We start from the raw sequence: 18289 nt of genomic DNA on the forward strand, positions 1-18289 counted from the left end.
GGCATGCACCGTGTCCCGCCGACCAGCGGGACACGGTGCATGCCCGTAGTCGACACTCAGCCGGCTCGTACGCCGACGTCGTCAAGGCTCTCCTCGTCGCCGGACGAGGGGCCTGGGACGGTGGTTTTGGTAGTCAGGACGTGCTTCCTCGGTCGCCCCTTGGGGCGGCGCGCCGGCGTCTCCGCGCCCAGCCTCGCAAGTTCCTCCGAGCTCCACCCTGCCGTCTCTGCGGCCGCATACGCCCTCCCGTACGGAACCTCGGTTTCGGCCAGCTGATCCTTGAGGGCCTTCCGCTCCGCCATGATGGCCGCGAGCGGCACGATGGCCTTCTCCCGATCGTCCTGGATCTCCCGCATTCGCCTCAGAAACTCGTCTTCCCTCGTCATGCCGCGGATCGTAGAGCCACCGCTCCCAGAGGGTTCGGACCCACTCACGAGAATCCCCCGTGTCGGTGATTTCCTACTGCCGATCCGGCGTATCCACCAGCGGATAATTCGAAACCAAAGCACGGTGGCCCAGTGGGGATTCGCGGCCGGGGACACCTTCGCCCCGTCCGCCCGAACGCCCGGCGGAACCGAGGAGGATCGACGGTGAGTGCCACGGAGGGTACACGGCGACGGGAGCGGCAGATGCAGTCGCCGCGGTCGAACCGCGTGAATCTCGCGTACAACGACGCCGAGCTGACGATCGTGCAGGAGGCCGCGAAACGCGACGGCACGGCGGTGTCCGCATGGGTGGCCCGTAAGGCACTGGCGGTGGCCAAGGACCAGCTCGTGCCGGTGTCCGCGGACGCCCGAGAAGTCCTGGTGGAGCTCATCAGGTCGCGCGGGGAGCTGGTGCGCATCGGCGAGTCGGTGGGGTCGATCAGCACCTGCGGTGCCGAGCCCGGCACGCGTCTCGTCGAGGAAGCCGTCCAGCGAGTCGATCGCGCGACGCTGCAGCTGATGCGGGAGCGGGCGTCGCGCTGGTGATCCCCAAGAGAGCGAAGGGCGGGACCGACACCGCCGGACTGCTGTTCTACCTGTACAGCCCCGGAAAGCGGGACGAGCACGAGGACCCGCACATGGTCGCCGCCCGGGCGCCGTGGGTGCCCGACCCGGCGCGATCGGCACAAACGACGGTCGGGGAACTGGCACTGCTCCTGGACGCTCCGGTGCACGCTTCCCGGGGCGCCGTCCCGGCCGAGACCGTCTACCACGTCGCGGTGCGTGCGGCGCAGCCCGACGCGTCCGCCCGCTTGGAGGAAGCCGGGCGGCGAACCTCCCATGCGATGTGGGCGGACGGGTGCTGGGCCGAGTTGTGCGGCGAGGACCGGGCCATCGTCCGGGCTCGCTCAGTCGTGGATCTCCCAGGCTCTGCCCGGTAGCCGGTGGGAGAGGTCGTCGAGTGCCTCGGTGAGGAAGAACACCGGTCGGGTGAGGAGGCGGTCGCCTTCCCGTTGAACGTTGATCACCATGCCCAGGGAGGTCGAGCAGGGCACGCCCGCGCTCATGCAGGAGAGCTCGTCGGGGCGGGTCCCGGCGCGTTCCCGCATCCACTGCTCCAACGCGGAAGGCGCCCGGCCCACCAGGGCGGTGTCGTCCGCGGTGATCTGCGGTCCGCACAGGGCGTCAATTGCGATGCCGGACAGCCGCCCGTCCTGGTAGTAGAGGTGCAGGCCGAACTCCCGGTACCGGCCCTCCGCAACCCTCCAGGTGTTGTTGTTCCGCCCGCCGGCCCACGTACGGTGCTCGGTGTCCGTGGTGACCCCGGGCAGGGCGTCCGTCACCTCGTCCGCGCTCATGCCGAAGCGCAGCGGTCACACGGCCGCGAACGGCTCCAGCGTCCACCGCTGACGCTCCTCGTCCGGCCGGACGTGCCACCATCCCTTGAACATGATCACCACTCTGCCCGCCGCCACTGACACTCGCCGACGGGGGACGGGGCAAGGGGCCCGGTCCTGCTCCGCCTCGGGGGCGTGGACAGCGCCGGGAATCACCGGACGGTGGGCGCGCCCCGTGGCCGGAGGCACGTTGCGCTTCCCCGCAGAGCATCACCGGGCGGGGACCCGCTCCGCTGTCCTGGTCCTGGCGGCACGGTAGTGCTCTGACCGAGAACGTTCGCCGGTTGGGCCGGGGGTAGCCTGCGCCCGTGAAGGTCTATCCCCTCTGGCACATCAGCCACCAGAACGAAGCCGGGCCCAACGACGAGACGATTCACCTCGACGACGGGGATGTGTTCATCGACGGGCAGGACGGCGACGACGTCAAGCTGCTCGGCATCTACTCCTCCGAGGCCGTGGCCGAAGAGCGGATGCGCCGCGCGCGTCTTCTACCGGGCTTCGCCGACGAGCCGGACTGCTTCCAGATAGGAGAGTACGACATCGATGAGGACCACTGGACCGAGGGTTTCGTCCGCGTGCCGGTCTAGGTCTTCGGGTGAGCGGGCCTGCAGAGGCGGGCCCGCTCACGCCGCTTCGGTGAGCGTCCTTCCTCCCCGGCGAAGGCCCTTTTCGCTGCGGATGCGCGCGTTCCTTGCGCTGGGCGGCCAGGACGTCGGGGTGGCGGGCGTTCGCGTTGCGCCAGCGCGGGTAAGCGTGCAGAGCGCGGGTCTGGACCGTGTGGTTCGGATGGTTCGAGTTGGCGAGCGTGAACTGCCGCAGCGGTCCGAAATGCGCCTCGATCGGGTTCGCCCAGGACGCGTTGGTCGGGGTGAGGAACAGGTGGACGTTGTTGTCCTTTGCCCAGCGCAGGACCTTCTTGCCGTTGTGGGCGGAGAGATTGTCGAGGATCACGTGGACCGGGGCGCCGTCCGAGCGGGCGGCCGCGGATCGAACGGAGTGCGGCGAGGGTGTTCGCGGTGCCCTTGCGGCGGCGGTTGATGCCCCAGAGGGTGTCGTCGCCGACCGAGTAGCAGCCGTGGAAGTACGTCACGCCGTGGGTGCGCTTGTAGGTTGCCGGCAGCCGGTTCGCCCGGCCTCGCTCGGCCCAGCAGTTGCCGGCGGTGGGGCGGATGCCGAGCGGGCCGAACTCGTCGAAGGCGAAGGTGCGGTTCGGGAAGCGGTCCTGGACGTGCTCGATCCGGTCCAGTTTGGCGTCGTAGTCGGGGTCGGTGGACTCCTTCCAGGTCCTGGTGCGCTGGAAGGTGACGCCGCGTCGGGCGAGCAGGCAGCGCAGGACCTCGCGGCCGATCCGGGCCACCCGGCCGTGGACCTCGCGCAGGTAGGCGAGCAGTTTGCGGATGGACCAGCGGGTGAAGGGCTGCCCGAGCCTGGTCGGGCGGGTGGTGGCCGTCTGGACGACGAAGTCCTCGTCGTCAGGACTGAGCAGGCGGGGACGGCCTCCCGCCCACCGAGGGTCCAGGCAGGCCAGGCCGATCTCGTTGAACCGGTGAATCACGTCCCGCACCGTGTCCTCGTCGGCCTGCACCAGCTGGGCGATCACCGGCACCCGGTTCCCGCCGGCCGAGGCCAGCAGCATCATCGCCCGTCGGTAGCGCACCGTGTTGGTGCTGCCCCGGCGCACGATCCGTTGTAACTGCTGGCCCTCCTGGTCGGTCAGCCTCCTGACCTTGACCGGCTCCGCCACCACGCCCCCAACCCGTTGGATGTCCGTCTCATCCAACCGGTTCCGGCCCCACCGCCGGGAATCACCGGACGGTGGGGCGCGCCCCGTGGCCGGAGGCACGTTGCGCTTCCCCGCAGAGCATCACCGGGCGGGGGCCCGCTCCGCTGTCCTGGTCCTGGCGGCGCGGCTAGTTGTATTCGAACCAGGTCAGGATGGCCTTCACCCGGCGGTTGTCCTCGCCGGAGGGCATGCCGAGTTTCAGGAAGACGTTCCCCACGTGTTTGGCCACGGCGGCGCCCGAGAGGAACAGCTCTGTCGCGATCTCCGCGTTGGAGCGGCCTTCGGCCATGAGAGCGAGCACCTCCTGTTCGCGGGCCGTGAGCCGGGCGAGCGGGCCCCGCGGCGGGTCGGCGCGGGTGACGTGGCGGACCACCTCGGGGTCGATCACCACTCCGCCGCCGGAGACCGTCTCGACGGCCCGCAGGAAGTCCGCCACTCTGCCCACCTTCTCCTTGAGCAGGTAGCCGACGGCCCCGTCGGCGCCCGGGCCGTTCAGGAGTTCGCGCACGTACGGGCCCGTGACGTAGGCGGAGAGGACCAGTACCGGCAAGTCCCGGTGCCGCGACCGAATGTCGATCGCGGCCCGGAGTCCGTCGTCGGTGTTCCCGGGCGGCATGCGGACATCCGTGATCACCAGGTCAGGGGCGGCTCCGGCGGCGGTGAGGTCGTCGACGGCGGCGACCAGTTCGTCGGCGTCCTCGCATTCACGGATCACGTCGTGGGCACTGGAAACCAGGATCTCCCGGATTCCGGCGCGTATCAGCAGACTGTCGTCCGCCAGGATGATTCTCACAATCTATTTCCCATCGCTTTTCCCTGTCGAATTCCGTCACCACGGGGGTTGGGCCGGGGCGGATGCCACGACCTCCGTTCCGCCGCCCGGCGGGCTGATGATTTCGAGGTTCCCACCGACGCTTCGCATCCGCTCACGCAGCCCGGAGAGCCCGGATCCGGTGCTGATCCGCGCGCCGCCGGCGCCGTCGTCGCCCACCCGGACGCGGACGCCGCTCTCGGTGCACCGCATCTCGATCCGGGCGCTCCCGACGCCCGCGTGCTTGGCGATGTTCGTCAGGGCCTCGGAGACCGTGAAGTACACGGCCGTGGCGATCGGTGAGGAGAGCCAGGCGTCCGTACCGGTGCTGGTCAGTTCGACCTGCAACGGTGATCTGGCCACCAGTTCGCGGACGGCGGCGACGAGACCGAGATCGCTCAGTTCGCTGGGGTGGATGTCGCGCACCGTCTCCCTCAGCCGTTCGAGCGCGCGCTCCGCCTGGGACTGGGCCTGGCGGGCCAGCTGGACGATCCGTTCCTGGTCGGTGGCCGTCGCTGCGGCTTCCAGGATTCCCAGGCGCATGACGAGGGCGACGAGTTCCTGCTGGGCGCCGTCGTGCAGGTCACGCTCGATGCGCCGGCGCTCGTTCTCGAAGGCCGCCGTCAGTGAGGCCCGGCTGGCGCGGAGTTCCTCCAGTTTCGCGAGCAGGTCGGGGTTCCGGCTCCCCGAGAAGGCCCGCAGGAGCAGGTCGCGGAGCAGGGAGATGCCGGCCAGCGCGCCCACGGTGACCGCACCGAGGGCGATTCCCGCGGGCACTGCCACGAGGGTTTCCCAGAGGGCGGCCGGGGTGAACGGGCCGACTTTCGCGGCAATGCCGAAACCCCAGAAGACGGGGGAGAAAACCAGCGCCAGTGCGCCGACGAATCCGAAGAAGCCCACCAACAGCGAGAGCGCGGACAGGAGCGCGGCGGTGACGAACACGGGGAGGTCGGTCTTCCACACCGACCGTGCCCGCAGCCGACCGGCCACCCACTGCGGCCAGCTGCGGTCGACGGGTCGCAGCGGCATCGTCCGGACTCCGCACCACTGCGCCCTGGAGCGGTCCAGTTCGGCCACCACCGGAACCGAGACCGGCGCAGCGAGAACGGAAATCAGGAGAATCGGAAAGGCGGCCGCTGCGACGAATTCGGTCAGCAGCCTCCGGGCAACACGAATCTGCGCCATGATCAACATTTTCGCACAGTTCGGATCGGTCGGGCGGTAGATCCAAGTCTACCTCCAATAGCAGTGCAGGCACCCGTGCACTCCACTGCCCGGCCTTGCTTTCCTTGATTCATGCCATTCTCCACTACCGCTCCCGTGCCGTGCATTCGTTTGCGCGGCCTTCGGATGGAATTCCCCGTTCCCGGCCGCCGGGGCGAGACGACGCGCGTCCTGCACGACATCGACCTGGAGATTCCCGAAGGCCGGCTGACCGCCGTCGTCGGCCCCTCCGGTTCGGGCAAGTCGACGCTCCTGCTCTGCACGGCCGGGCTGGAGCGGGCGACCGCGGGGTCCGTCGAGATCTTCGGGACGGACGTCCGCTCACTCAGCCCCCGCAGGCAGGCCGCGTTCCGCAGCGAGAACATCGGCTTCGTCTTCCAGGAGTACAACCTCGTCAGCTCGCTGACGGTCGAGGACAACATCGCCCTGCCGGCGCGGCTCGCCGGCCGCCGGGTGCCCAGGGCGCGGGTCGAGGACGCCATGGCGCGGCTCGGCATCGCCAAGCACGCGCGGCGACGCCCCGACCGCCTCTCCGGTGGCGAGCGCCAGCGCGTCGCGGTGGCCCGGGTGGTGGCGAACCAGCCGCGGATCGTCTTCGCCGACGAGCCGACGGGTGCGCTCGACATCAAGTCGGGTCATGTGGTGCTCGACTGGCTGCAGGCGCTTCCCGCGCAGGGGAGCACGGTGCTCATGGTCACCCACGACCCTCATGCGGCCGCGCGGGCCGATCAGGTCGTGGTGATGGGGTCCGGGCGGGTACACGCCGTCATCCCCGGTGGCGACTCCCGCGCGGTGGGCGACGCCGTCCTCGCGGCGCAGTCGGCGGACGAGGCGGGCGGGGAGGAGTCGTGATCCGGCTCGTGCTGTCGGACATCCGCCTGCAGGCGTCGATGTGGTGGTGGACGCTCCTGTGCGCCACGGTCGGCGCGGCGTGCTCGGCGGGCTCGGCCATCGCGATGTTCACCGCCGTCTCGGCGGCGCGGGCGGCGGGTGACGCGCGGATGGTCTCCGCATCGATCGCCCTCGGCGGCAACATCGTCTTCTTCACCGTGCTCGCCGCCGTGGGCATCGTCGCCTCCGCGGTCGGTCTGACGCTGACGACCCAGCGGCGCGAGCACGCCCTGTGGGTGATCCTCGGGATTCCGCGCCACCGGGTCAGGATCATCCTGCGGACGGAGCTGGTGGTGCTGGGCGCGGTGGCCGGCGCGCTGGCCGCACCGCTCGCCCTGCTGGTCGCGGGTGTCACCCTCGCGCAGTGGAAGGGGACGGGTCTCGAACTGCACGGGGCCTCGGTCGGGTTCCGCTTCTGGTACGTCGGCGTGAGCGTGCTGTTCGGACTGGTTCCGTGCCTGCTCGGGGGCTGGGGCGTCACCCGGCGGGCCGCCAGGACGCCGGAGATGCGCGCCTTCCGGGACTTCTCCGATCCCCCGGCCCGGCCGGGCGTGGCCCGCGGTGGCCTCGCCCTGTGCCTGCTCGCCGGTGTGGTCGGGATGTGGGTCCCCGGCCTGGGCCTCGAACTCAAGGGCGGGCTCGCCCAGCGGACGGCCTTCGCGTTCGCCGGGAACCTCTTCCTCGTCTGCCTGCTGCTGCTGATGGGGCCGTGGGTGCTCACCCCGCTGATGAAGCTCTGGACGGCGCTGGTGCCCTCGCGCGGCGTCGCCTGGCACCTTGCCGTGCAGTCGTGCCGGGCCCGCGCGACGAGGAGCGTCACCACGGTGCTGCCCTTCGCGCTCTCCCTGTCGTTCGTCGGCCTCTTCATGGTGATGGGGAAGGTCATGCCCGGAGGCAGCGCCGGGCTGGACAACATCCTGGTCGTGCTGGGCTGGGTCTTCGTCGTGTCCTGGGTCGGGGGCCTCGCCGTGATCGCCCTCGTCGGACGGGAGCGCACCCGTGACTCCGCCGTCGTGACGGTGGCCGGTGCGCGGCCGGGCGTGGTCACCCGGTCGATGGTCTACGAGGGGGCGATCTACGCGGGGACGGCGATCGTCTTCGGCGCGCTGTTCGTCGCCGTGTCGAGTCTCACCATCGCCCTGGGAGCCCGGATCGACGTCGTCCGGGTCCTGGCGGGCCTCCCCTGGGCCACGCTCGGGGCGCTCGCCGCCGGGACGCTGGTCACCACCTGCCTCGCGCTGGTCCTGCAGGCGGCCCGGGTGTCGCGCACGGTCGCGGTCCGGGCGCTGCGCTCGTGAACCGGGGTTCGGGAATCCACACCACCATGTTCGTTGACGAAGGAAGAATTCGATGGAACTGACCACGCGCACGCTTCTCGCCTTCGGCGGAGCCGCACTCCTCGGCCTCGCCGCCACGGCCTGCACCACGGACGGCCCATCGGCCGACGCGACCGTGGAATCGAAGTCCTTCGACTTCGCCGGTGGCAGCCTGACCGTCAGGTCCGGTGCCGCCGACCTCGCGCTGGTGGCCGCCGACGTCGAGGGCGTTCAGGTGGAACGACGGGTCAGCGGCAGGAAGGTCGGCGGGGAGGTGGGGTCCGGCTGGCAGCTCGAAGGGGGGACGCTCACACTCTCGCTGGACTGCACGGGGATCTCGGTGGACTGCAGCGCGAAGTACACCGTGAAGGTGCCGCGCGCCGTCGCAGTCACCGCCGAGAGCGGCAAGGGGCGCATCGAGGCCACCGGCTTCACCGCGGACTTCTCGGCCAGGACCGCCGGCGGCGACGTCCGGTTGTCGGATCTCCACGGAGCCAAGCTGGCCCTGGAAGGCGGCGACGGAAGCATCGAGGGCGACGGGATCTCCGCCCGGTCCGTCAGCGTCACGTCGCGGAACGGCCACGTCGACCTGGGCCTGGCCGTCGTGCCCGACCTGGTCGACGTGCAGAGCAGGGACGGCGACGTCGTGCTGGGCCTGCCGGAATCGAAGTACGCGGTCCGCACGGCCGCGAAGAAGGGCGACGTCACCGTGAACGTCGCGAAGGACGACGCGAGCGGCCATTCCGTGGCCGTCCGGACCCGCAACGGCAGCATCGCCATCGGCACGGGCCGGAAGTCCTAGCCGCCGCGCAGCAGCCGGGCCGGAAGCGTTCGATCGAGCGCGAAAGTCGAACAGGAAAGAACGAATGTCAAGCAACTCCCTCTCCGGAATCAGGGCACCTCGGGTACGACGGCGTGCAGCCCTGGCGCTCGCCGCTTCGATGACGGCTGCCGTGGCGATGACGGCGTGCTCCCACAACTCCACGGACAACTCGGCCTCTCCGGCACCGGGTGCTGCACGGGTAAGCGCCGACCTGCAGAAGCTCATGAGTGCCGCGCCGTGGTCGTCGGGCCAGTGGGGCCTGCAGGTCGCCGATCTGCGGACGGGGAAGGTCGTCCAGTCCAAGGGCGCCGATTCCCAGTTCATGACCGGTTCGACGGCCAAGACCTTCGCGGTCAGTGCCGCGATCGATGTCCTGGGCGACGACCATCGCTTCCGTACGCCCGTGGTGCATTCGGGTACGGTCTCCGCGGACGGGCGGCTCTCGGGCGATCTCATCCTGGTCGGGAGCGGCGATCTGGCACTCGGTGGGCGGACCACCGCGTCAGGCGGACTGGACGTCCCCGACTTCGACCACTACGACGCCAACGCCGTACCCGGCATGGCGACCATCACCGAAGAGGATCCGCTGGCGGGTGTCAACGAGCTGGCTCGACAGGTTGCGGCCAGTGGAGTCCGCCATGTCGACGGCGACGTGGTGATCGACAACCGACTCTGGGATCCGGTGTCGATCGGCGGGGTGCCGGTCACTCCGACCATCGTCAACGACAACCTGATCGACGTGCTCATCACGCCGGGCGCACCCGGCGAGCCGGCCAAGGTCGACTGGCGCCCGAAGACGGCCGCCTTCGGCGTCGACGCGCAGGTGACGACCACGCCCGCCGGAAGCAAGCCGACGGTGACGACCGAAAGCGTGAGTCCTGGTCACATTCGGGTGCGAGGCTCCGTGCCCGCGGACGTGAAGGCTCCCTTCGTGACGACCTACCAGGTTCCCGACCCGGCGGCGTTCGCCCGCACCGTCCTCATCGAGGCACTCGCCAGAAACGGCGTCAGCGTATCCGCCCCCTCGCTGGGAGCGAACCCCGACAGCAAGCTTCCTCCGTCGGCGGAGGTGAGCTCGCTGCCCGTATCGGCGACCTGCACTTCTCCGCCCTTCAAGGAGTACGCAAAGCTGATCAACAAGGTCAGCCACAACCTCGGGGCGAACCTTCTGCCGCCGCTGATGGCAGCACACGAGGGGCAACGAACCTATGCGGACGGCATGAAGATCGAGAAGGAGTTCCTCGCTCGCGCAGGTGTGGATCCGAATTCGGTGAGCCTCGTCGATGCCCAGGGCCTCCCAGGCGACAAGGCGACGCCGACCGCCCAGGTGGCGCTGCTGCGGCACCTGGCACGACAGGACGACTTCGACGTCTTCTACGACTCCATGCCGAGCATGGGCGTCGACGGCTCGCTTGCCGACGTCATCGAGCACACCGATCCCGCCGCAGGACACATCCGTGCGAAGACCGGCACCCTGGTCAGTTCCTACCAGGGCAAGCTGGCTCTCGGCACGAAGGCACTCGCAGGCTATATCGATGCGAAGGACGGCCACCGCTACGCCTTCGCGATCTACGTGAACAACATTCCGGTGCCCAGTGACTCCGTGAGCGATGCCATCGACCTCGCGCTCAAGGCCAACAAGCAACTGGGAGCGATGGCCGCCACCATCTACAAGTCGCCCAAGGCGTGACGGGCAGCCCGAGCAGGTGATCGATTCAGCAGCCGGAGACGGACACTGAAGGCCGGCCGCTTCCATGCCACGCGGCTCGAATCAGGATCGGATGTGGGCCTCGACCGCGCATGACGGTCCGCTGTCGCAGGCGAATCCGAGGGATCGCCGCAACACGTGGTCAGCTGGTCAGGCCGCGCAGTGCAGCCAGGCGCTCGGCCGGGGTCTCCCGGCCGAGCGTCTTGCGTGGGGCGGCTGTTGAGTTCGGCGGCGACCTCGTCCGGCTGCTCGCGGGTGTGCCGGGACAGGTCGGTACCTTTGGGAAAGTACTGGCGGAGCGGGCCGTCGGTGTTCTCGTTGGGGCCTCGTTGCCGTGGGCTGGCCTGGTGGCGGAATAGACCGGGACGCCGGCCGCGGTGGATCTCGGTCGGGGTGGCGGGCATGGTGGTGCCTCCGGCGCGTCAGGTGCCGGCCCCCGGGGCCGCGCACGCCTCCGGGACCCGGCAGCCACTGTGGCCTCTCCCACCTGCGAATTCAACGAATTGTGACGCGAACACCTCCGCGCGCTGCGGGGGCGTTTCGTCTTCGTGTCCACATGCCCTGATCCCTGGTGCCACCTGTCGCTCGCACACAGACTGGCTTCTGCACGGTCGTGCAGCCAACCCTTGGATCGAGGAAGTTCCATCCGCATGCCCAGTTCCCCCAGACCCGGCGCTCCCCAGCCGCACCCGCCGCATCCGGTAGGGAGGTGCCGTCCGTGCTCCGGTACGTGACACGCAGGGCGGCGGGCTGGTTCCTGGTGATCGCCGTGGCCACCAACGCCACGTATTTCCTGGCCAGTTGGTTCCTCGACCCGCGCTCGAACTTCAAGGAGCTGCGCCCGGTCCGCACCGAGGAGCAGATCTCCCGGGCACTGGCCCCCTACAACCTCGACCCGCACGAGCCGCTGCTCCACCGCTGGTGGGACTGGCTGACCGGGGTGGTCCTGCGCTTCGACTGGGGCCGCTCCCCCGTCGGGGTCCGGGTGAACGGGGAGATCGGCTACCGCTCCCTGGTCAGCGCCGAACTGGTGATCGGCGCGACGGTCCTGTCCGTCGTCGTCGGTGTCGCACTCGCGGTCCACACCGCCTCGCGCCAGTACGGCTGGCGGGACCGGGCCGCCCAGGCCCTGTCCATGGCGCTCTTCAACGTCCCGGTGTCCATCGCCGCCCTCGCCCTGGTGCTGCTGACCATCCGGCTGAACGAACAGGCGGGTTGGCACTTCCTGTACGTCGCGGGGGAGAACTCGCCCGACGTGGAGGGGTTCTGGGCGACGATCGGCGACCGGCTGCTGCACCTGATCCTGCCGACGCTGACGCTCACCCTGACGGGGTACGTGGGCTACCACCTCACCCAGCGCTCCCTGCTGCTGGACGTCATCGGCTCCGACTTCGTGCGCACCGCCCGGGCCACCGGGCTCACCCGCGCCCAGGCGATCCGCCGGCACGCCCTGCGCACCGCTCTGATCCCCACCGCCCAGTCCGTGGCCTTCAGCATCCCGGCCGTCTTCACCGGCGCGGTCCTCACGGAGACGATCTTCGGCTGGAACGGCATGGGCCAGTACTTCATCCAGACCATCAGCAAGAACGACGTGCACGGCACCGTGGCGACCGCCGCCTTCGCCGCCGCCCTGACCGCGGTCGGCGCGATCCTCGCGGACATCGCCACCGTTCTTCTCGACCCGAGAGTGCGGGTGAGCTGAGATGGGCACCCCTGTGAGTCCCGACGCGACCGCCGAAGGCGTCCCGGCCACCGCACCCGGGCCGGCCACCGGTCCGCTGCTCACCGAGCAGGACGGGCGAGGCGTGCACGACGGGCGGGACCGGCACGATCGGCACGATCGGCACGACGGTCGCTATCTGGGCCGGCGCCGCCTCTACCTGCGGCGCTTCCTGCGCAACCGGACCGCCGTCGCCGGCGTGGTGATCTTCCTGCTGCTCGTGCTGTTCAGCGCACTCGGCGACCTGTTCACCCCGTACGGCTACGCGGACACCGACTTCTCGGCCCTGACCCAGTCCCCCGGCGCCGAGCACTGGTTCGGCACCAACCAGGGCGGCAACGACGTCTACGCCGCCGCCGTGCACGGCCTCCAGCGCTCGCTGGTGATCGCCGTGACCGTCTCCCTGCTGACCGTCGCCATCGCCGCGGTCGTCGGCGCGGGCGCCGCCTACTTCGGGGGCCGGGTGGAGAAGGCCACCCTCGCCCTCATCCACTTCCTGCTGATCGTGCCCTCCTTCCTGATCCTCGCCCTGGTCTCGCACCGGCTGGCGGGCGACTGGCGGGTCCTCGTCCTCGTCCTGACGGTGTTCGGCTGGATGTCCACCGCCCGCGTGGTCTGGTCGGTGTCGACGTCCCTGCGCGAACGCGACTACGTGCGCGCCGCGGAGTTCATGGGCGTGCGCCCCCTGCGCATCGTGGTGCGCCACATCATCCCCAACCTGGGCTCCCTGCTCATCGTCAACCTCACCCTGGGCGTGGTCTCCACCGTGCTCAGCGAGACCGCGCTGTCCTTCCTCGGCTTCGGCGTCCAGACCCCCGACGTGTCGCTGGGCACGATGCTCGCCGACGGCGCGGGCACCATCACCAGCGCCCCCTGGCTCTTCGCCTTCCCCGCCGGGCTGACCGTACTGCTCACCGTCTCGATGACCTTCGTCGGCGACGGCCTGCGCGACGCCCTCGACCCCACGTCCACCACCGGCGCGGCCGGAGGCCGACGATGACCCTCGCACCCACCCGCCGCACCGGGCCCACGGCCGGACCCACCGGCCTCACCGAACCCACTGGCCTCACCAGCCTCACCGACCCCGCCGGGCCCGCACCCGTCCTGTCCGTACGCGACCTGCGCGTCTCCTTCCCCTCCGAGGCCGGACCGGTGGAGGCCGTGCGCGGCGTCCACTTCGACCTCCTGCCCGGGCGCACTCTGGGCATCGTCGGCGAGTCCGGCTCCGGCAAGTCCGCCACCGCCCTCGCCGTCATGGGCCTGCTGCCGCCCGCCGCGCGGCTCGGCGGCCGGATCCTGCTGGGCGGCCGCGACCTGGCGGCCATGGACGACAAGGAGCTCTCCCGGGTGCGCGGCAAGGACATCGGCATGGTCTTCCAGGACCCGATGTCCGCGCTCACGCCCATCTTCAGCGTCGGCCGGCTGCTCTCCGAGGCCCTGCGCGTGCACCGGGAGCTGTCCAGGAAGGACGCCTGGGAGCAGGCGGTGGAACTGCTCGACCTGGTCGGCATCCCCGACCCGCGCGAACGCGCCAAGGCGTTCCCGCACGAGTTCTCCGGCGGCATGCGCCAACGCGTCGTCATCGCGCTGGCCATCGCCAACAAGCCCTCGGTGCTCGTCGCCGACGAGCCCACCACGGCGCTCGACGTCACGGTCCAGGCCCAGATCCTCGACGTGCTGCGCCTGGCCCAGCGCGAGACCGGTGCCGGTCTCGTCCTGATCACCCACGACCTGGGCGTGGTGGCCGGCCACGCCGACGACGTCGCCGTCATGTACGCCGGACGGATCGTCGAGCACGCGAGCGTCGACGAGCTCTTCCGCCGCCCGACGATGCCCTACACCGCCCGCCTGCTGGCCAGCGTCCCGACCGTGGACGGCGGTGTCCAACGGCCCCTGGTCCCGGTCGGCGGAGAGCCGCCGTCCCTGGTCGGCCTGCCCGGCGGCTGCCCCTTCGCGCCCCGCTGCACGGTGGCCCTGGACGTGTGCCGGACCACCGAACCGGTCCTGACCGCGCCGGACTCGACCATGCCGGTCCTGACCACGCCGGACTCGACCGCACCGGACCTGACCGCGCCGGCCGGGCAGCCCGGGCGCGCCGCCTGCCACCGCGCGCAGGAGATCGCCGACGGAAACCTCGACCCGGTCGGGGCGGCCGCCCCCGTGCCACCGGCCGCGTCCGGGGAGCGGACCGCCGGCGACGTGGTCCTGCGCGTCGAGGACCTGGTCAAGACCTTCCCCGTCACCAAGGGGGCCCTGCTCAAGCGCCGGGTGGGGACCCTGCACGCGGTCAACCACGTCGGCTTCGAACTGCGCGCGGGCGAAACCCTGGGCCTGGTCGGGGAGTCCGGCAGCGGCAAGACCACCACGCTGCGCGAGGTGCTGCGGCTGCGCGCCCCCGAGGGCGGGCGCATCGAAGTGGCCGGCACCGACGTCGCCACGCTGCGGTCGGCCGCCCAGGTGCGCGAGCTGCGGCGCGAGGTCCAGATCGTCCTCCAGGATCCGACGGACGCCCTGGACCCCCGGCTGACCGTCTTCGACCTGCTGGCCGAACCGCTCCAGGCCGCCGGCGCCGACCGGACGGCCATCCGCTCCAGGGTCACCCGGCTCCTCGACCTGGTGGGTCTGGACCGCGCCATGGGCGACCGCTTCCCCGCCGCCCTGTCCGGCGGCCAGCGCCAGCGCGTCGGCATCGCCCGCGCCCTGGCCCGCGAGCCGAGGCTGCTGGTCCTGGACGAGCCGCTGTCCGCCCTGGACGTCTCCGTACAGGCCGAGATCATCAACCTGCTCGCCCGGCTGAAGCGCGAACTGGGCCTGGCCTACCTGGTGGTGGCGCACGACCTGGCCGTGGTGCGCTACTTCTCCGACCGCATCGCGGTGATGTACCTCGGACACGTCGTCGAGTCCGGCGCCACCGAGGAGATCTTCGCCCGGCCCCGGCACCCGTACACGAAGGCCCTGCTGTCGGCGATCCCGGTCCCCGACCCGGAGCGCGAGCGCCACCGCGAGCGCATCGTCCTCGCGGGCGAGCAGCCCAGCGCCGCCCGGCTGCCGCAGGGCTGCGTGTTCGTCGACCGCTGCCCGCTCCACCGGGAGGCCGACGAGAGCGTACGGACGCGCTGCCGCACCGAACGGCCGGCGACCGTCGGCACCCCGGACGGCTCCGACCACCAGTACGCCTGCCACGCGGTCTAACACCCGCGCTGCCCCGTCCCGCCCCACCCCGTCCCGCCCCTTCCCCTTCTCACCGATTCCCACCAAGGACATCCCATGCGTCGCAAGCTCGCCCTGCCCCTCGCGCTCGCCGCGGCCGTCTCGGTCGCCGCCACCGCCTGCTCCTCCTCGTCCTCCTCCGGCGGCTCCTCCAACGGCTCCCCCGGGCAGGACGCCAAGAACACCGCCCAGGTCGCGTCCTCGGTCACCGACTACAACCCCCAGCCGTACGAGAACATCAAGGACGGCGGCACCTACACCACCGCGGGAACCTTCGACGAACAGGGCAACCCCTTCAACGTCAACGGCACCCTGAACGCGCTGCGGATCTGGTCCTGGTACAACGCCGACGCCATCACCTACTCGCCCACCGGCGAGGTCCAGTACAACCCGGACTACTACAGCGACGTGAAGGTCACCGTCGAGGGCGGCGACCAGAAGGTCGTCATCACCCTCAACCCCAAGGCCGTGTTCAACGACGGCACCCCGATCGACTGGCGGGCCATCGAGGCCACCTGGAAGGCCAACAACGGCTCGGACAAGGACTACGCGGCCTCCTCCACCGACGGCTACGACCGCATCACCTCCGTCACCCGGGGCACGGACGACAAGCAGGCGGTCATCGCCTTCAAGGGCGTCAACGCCTCCTGGTCCGCGCTGTTCACCACCTTCCTGCACCCCCAGGCCGCCACCGTCGACAACTTCAACAAGGCGTACGTCAAGACGGCCCACCCCGAATGGGGCACCGGACCGTACACCGTGGGCACCTGGGACGAGCACTCCGGCAACATCACCTTCGTGCGCAACCCCACCTGGTGGGGCCGGACGGGCAAGCTCGACAAGCGCGTCTACGTCAACCTGGAGAGCGCCGCCTCGATCAACGCCTTCAAGAACGGCGAAATCGACTACGCCCCCGTCGGAACTGCCGAGAACCTCAAGCAGGTGAAGACGGTCAAGGACGCCGGGATCCGCAGCGGCGGCAGCCCCTTCGAGTACGCGCTGTACCTCAACACCAAGTCCCCGCTCCTCGGCGACGTCCAGGTCCGCAAGGCGGTGCAGGAGAGCATCGACCGCACGCAGATAGCGAAGATCCGCTTCCAGGGCCTCGACTACACCGAACCGCTGCCCGGCTCGGCAGTGCTCTACAGCTTCCAGCAGGGCTACCAGGACAACGTCGCCACCGTGCTGAAGTACGACCCGGAGGAGGCCCGGAAGACCCTGGACGCGGCCGGCTGGAAGCCCGGGGCCGACGGCATCCGCGCCAAGGACGGCAAGCAGCTCGAACTCGGCTACACCCTGCTCGGCGACGGCCCCATCGAGAAGGCCACCGCCGGAGCGTTCACCGCGATGCTCAAGGCCGTCGGCGTGAAGGTGGACGTCAACAAGGTCTCCGAGAACGACTTCTCCAAGGTGCTCAGCGACCGCCGCTTCGACCTGTTCATCTCCGGCAACCGCTCGACGGACCCCTTCGGCGCGCGGTACCTGTGCGACTTCTACTGCTCGGACCGTGACTCCAACATCACCGGCTCCGGCACCCCCGAGCTGGACAAGGAGATCCGCGCCACCGGAGAGATCGCCGACCTCGGCCAGCAGATCGCCGCCGCCAACAAGGTCGAGCAGAAGGCCCTCCAGCAGTACGCCTTCCTGCCGCTCTACAGCGGCCCCTCCACCTACGGCATCCGCAAGGGCCTCGCCAACGTCGGTGCCACCATCTTCTACAGCCCGCTGCCCGAGACCATCGGCTGGCAGAAGTAGCACCGGCGGAACAGACGTCAGAGGGCTGGTGGCCAGGGGCCGGCGAGCAGTCGTGCGGCCTCGGCGACGATCCTCGCGGCGATGGCCTCCTTTGATTCGGCGACGGCGGGGCTCCAATCCTCGTACTGGATGCCCTCGCTGACGATCGGCTGCAGCGTGTCGGGATGGCCGAGCGGTGACCACACCTCGTGGCCCAGGAGGTCGGCGCCGATGGCCGGGTGCATGCTGCCCTTCACGATCAGGGTGAGCCACCAACGGGCGAGCTCCCAGCGGATCTCGCGTTCCTCCGTTGGGGCGTCCGCCAGCAGATCGAGCTCGTCCATCACCTGGTCGAAAAGCTGGGCCGCCTCCGGCTCCTCGGAACGCCCGAGCCCGGCGAGCAACCGCAGCGAGGGTGTGTCGACATCCAGAACGAGCGCCACCAGGCCGGCCCGGATCAGCTGATCCGCGCTGACGCGGCGTCCCAGGACGCGTTCGAGAGCCAGCATCCGCAGATCGGCGAGCGCCTCCCGCGAGGTGCGGGCACAGGGGTCGTACGGCGTCGTGCAGAGGGCCGGACGCGGGGTGCCGTTGTTCTCCGCGAGGACGTGGGACCAGAAAGGGACAGTGGCGCGGGCGAAGTCCAACTGCCCGGGCAGGCCTGCGAACTCGTGGCGGAGGTAGTCGGTGAGGTCGGCCCCGTACAGGATGATGTCGGTCTGGTGGACCGACAGGACCGGGTGTCCGACCTGCCCGGGAATCCCCGGCAGGTAGCGGTGGCCGAAGACCGGGACGAGCTGGGGGACATCGGCCAGGAAGGACCGCGCGATCCTCACCGCGGCCTCGGCCTCCTGCGGCCGCTCGCCCCACACCGGATGCCAGAAGCCGTTGTGACGGACGTCGAAGAGCGTGCCCTCGACCGGCCGGTCGAGGCGCTCCCGCAGCACGGCCGGATCGCCGTCGCGCCAGTCGGGCCAGCCCTCCCCCAGCGGAAGCCCCGCCCCCAGGAAGACCCGGTGGTCGGCCGCGAACCGAAAGCCGAACCGCGCCTCCACGGCGTCCAGCTCCCGCTCGCCCATGCCGACGGAGATGTCGGCACCGTGCAGGCGGTGGAGGGCCTGCGCGGCTGCGGCCGTGAGAGGACGAGGCGGCTGAAGAGTCACCGACTCAGCCTAATCGGCCCGGGCCCTGGCCCCCGCCGCAGCGCAACGTCCGGGCCGCACCCAGGAAGCCTGCCATCAGGACCT

16 protein-coding genes and 2 pseudogenes are annotated in these 18289 nt (G+C 70.4%); 11 read left to right on the forward strand and 7 right to left on the reverse strand.

Annotation, left to right across the window (positions count from 1 at the left end):
- Positions 1-56: 56 nt before the first annotated feature.
- A complete protein-coding gene (locus tag ACFWJ4_RS08345; RefSeq protein WP_380540719.1) occupies positions 57-386 on the reverse strand; it encodes a hypothetical protein in 330 nt (109 codons plus the stop codon).
- A gap of 243 nt (positions 387-629) precedes the next feature.
- Here ACFWJ4_RS08345 and ACFWJ4_RS08350 point away from each other — a divergent pair, with 243 nt between their 5' ends.
- Both ACFWJ4_RS08350 and ACFWJ4_RS08355 read left to right on the forward strand, forming a co-directional pair.
- Positions 630-971, forward strand: coding sequence for a hypothetical protein (locus ACFWJ4_RS08350; RefSeq protein ID WP_380540722.1), 342 nt, complete (start codon positions 630-632; stop codon positions 969-971).
- Positions 968-1366, forward strand: a complete 399-nt coding sequence (locus ACFWJ4_RS08355; protein ID WP_380540724.1) for a hypothetical protein — start codon at positions 968-970, stop codon at positions 1364-1366. Before ACFWJ4_RS08350 ends, ACFWJ4_RS08355 begins: the two co-directional genes overlap by 4 nt.
- Here ACFWJ4_RS08355 and ACFWJ4_RS08360 read toward each other — a convergent pair.
- Complete coding sequence (locus ACFWJ4_RS08360) at positions 1334-1783, reverse strand: hypothetical protein (protein ID WP_380540727.1); 450 nt, start codon at positions 1781-1783, stop codon at positions 1334-1336. The two genes, ACFWJ4_RS08355 and ACFWJ4_RS08360, sit on opposite strands and share 33 nt — an antisense overlap.
- Before the next feature lie 347 nt (positions 1784-2130).
- Here ACFWJ4_RS08360 and ACFWJ4_RS08365 point away from each other — a divergent pair, with 347 nt between their 5' ends.
- The gene (locus tag ACFWJ4_RS08365) at positions 2131-2409 is read left to right on the forward strand and encodes a hypothetical protein (protein ID WP_380540730.1); all 279 of its coding nucleotides are present in this window, start codon (positions 2131-2133) and stop codon (positions 2407-2409) included.
- Positions 2410-2445: 36 nt separating this feature from the next.
- Here the strand turns inward: ACFWJ4_RS08365 and ACFWJ4_RS08370 are convergent.
- The 3 genes and pseudogenes from ACFWJ4_RS08370 to ACFWJ4_RS08380 form a co-directional block, all read right to left on the reverse strand.
- Positions 2446-3566 (reverse strand): annotated as a pseudogene (locus tag ACFWJ4_RS08370) (IS630 family transposase).
- A gap of 166 nt (positions 3567-3732) precedes the next feature.
- Positions 3733-4401 carry a response regulator gene (locus tag ACFWJ4_RS08375; protein ID WP_380352068.1) on the reverse strand — a complete coding sequence of 223 codons (669 nt, stop codon included), beginning with the start codon at positions 4399-4401 and terminating at the stop codon, positions 3733-3735.
- Between the two features lie 33 nt (positions 4402-4434).
- The gene (locus tag ACFWJ4_RS08380; RefSeq protein ID WP_380540733.1) at positions 4435-5445 is read right to left on the reverse strand and encodes a sensor histidine kinase; all 1011 of its coding nucleotides are present in this window, start codon (positions 5443-5445) and stop codon (positions 4435-4437) included.
- A gap of 321 nt (positions 5446-5766) precedes the next feature.
- Here ACFWJ4_RS08380 and ACFWJ4_RS08385 point away from each other — a divergent pair, with 321 nt between their 5' ends.
- From ACFWJ4_RS08385 to dacB, 4 genes are all read left to right on the forward strand, one after another.
- Complete coding sequence (locus tag ACFWJ4_RS08385) at positions 5767-6492, forward strand: ABC transporter ATP-binding protein (protein WP_380540736.1); 726 nt, start codon at positions 5767-5769, stop codon at positions 6490-6492.
- On the forward strand, positions 6489-7829 hold the full coding sequence (locus ACFWJ4_RS08390) for an ABC transporter permease (protein ID WP_359904688.1): 1341 nt from the start codon (positions 6489-6491) through the stop codon (positions 7827-7829). Before ACFWJ4_RS08385 ends, ACFWJ4_RS08390 begins: the two co-directional genes overlap by 4 nt.
- A gap of 52 nt (positions 7830-7881) precedes the next feature.
- Positions 7882-8649 (forward strand): DUF4097 family beta strand repeat-containing protein, encoded by a 768-nt coding sequence (locus tag ACFWJ4_RS08395; RefSeq protein ID WP_380540738.1) that lies wholly within the window; start codon positions 7882-7884, stop codon positions 8647-8649.
- A 64-nt stretch (positions 8650-8713) separates the two neighbouring features.
- On the forward strand, positions 8714-10360 hold the full coding sequence (gene dacB / locus ACFWJ4_RS08400) for a D-alanyl-D-alanine carboxypeptidase/D-alanyl-D-alanine-endopeptidase (RefSeq protein ID WP_380540741.1): 1647 nt from the start codon (positions 8714-8716) through the stop codon (positions 10358-10360).
- A 160-nt stretch (positions 10361-10520) separates the two neighbouring features.
- Here the strand turns inward: dacB and ACFWJ4_RS08405 are convergent.
- Positions 10521-10734, reverse strand: a pseudogene (locus ACFWJ4_RS08405) (IS30 family transposase); the annotation flags it as partial.
- Between the two features lie 362 nt (positions 10735-11096).
- On the opposite strand from ACFWJ4_RS08405, the gene ACFWJ4_RS08410 reads away from it, so the two are divergent.
- The 4 genes from ACFWJ4_RS08410 to ACFWJ4_RS08425 all read left to right on the forward strand — a co-directional run bounded on the left by ACFWJ4_RS08410 (position 11097) and on the right by ACFWJ4_RS08425 (position 17063).
- Positions 11097-12080 carry an ABC transporter permease gene (locus ACFWJ4_RS08410; RefSeq protein WP_380540744.1) on the forward strand — a complete coding sequence of 328 codons (984 nt, stop codon included), beginning with the start codon at positions 11097-11099 and terminating at the stop codon, positions 12078-12080.
- Between the two features lies 1 nt (position 12081).
- On the forward strand, positions 12082-13098 hold the full coding sequence (locus ACFWJ4_RS08415; protein WP_380540747.1) for an ABC transporter permease: 1017 nt from the start codon (positions 12082-12084) through the stop codon (positions 13096-13098).
- On the forward strand, positions 13095-15290 hold the full coding sequence (locus ACFWJ4_RS08420) for a dipeptide ABC transporter ATP-binding protein (RefSeq protein WP_380540750.1): 2196 nt from the start codon (positions 13095-13097) through the stop codon (positions 15288-15290). Before ACFWJ4_RS08415 ends, ACFWJ4_RS08420 begins: the two co-directional genes overlap by 4 nt.
- Before the next feature lie 75 nt (positions 15291-15365).
- Positions 15366-17063, forward strand: a complete 1698-nt coding sequence (locus tag ACFWJ4_RS08425; RefSeq protein ID WP_380540753.1) for an ABC transporter family substrate-binding protein — start codon at positions 15366-15368, stop codon at positions 17061-17063.
- A gap of 17 nt (positions 17064-17080) precedes the next feature.
- Here ACFWJ4_RS08425 and ACFWJ4_RS08430 read toward each other — a convergent pair whose 3' ends face one another.
- A complete protein-coding gene (locus ACFWJ4_RS08430; protein ID WP_380540755.1) occupies positions 17081-18205 on the reverse strand; it encodes a hypothetical protein in 1125 nt (374 codons plus the stop codon).
- Positions 18206-18289 lie beyond the last annotated feature (84 nt).

The sequence above is a fragment of the Kitasatospora sp. NPDC127067 genome (assembly GCF_042724755.1).
In the GTDB taxonomy this organism is placed as follows: Bacteria; Actinomycetota; Actinomycetes; order Streptomycetales; family Streptomycetaceae; genus Kitasatospora; species Kitasatospora lactacystinica.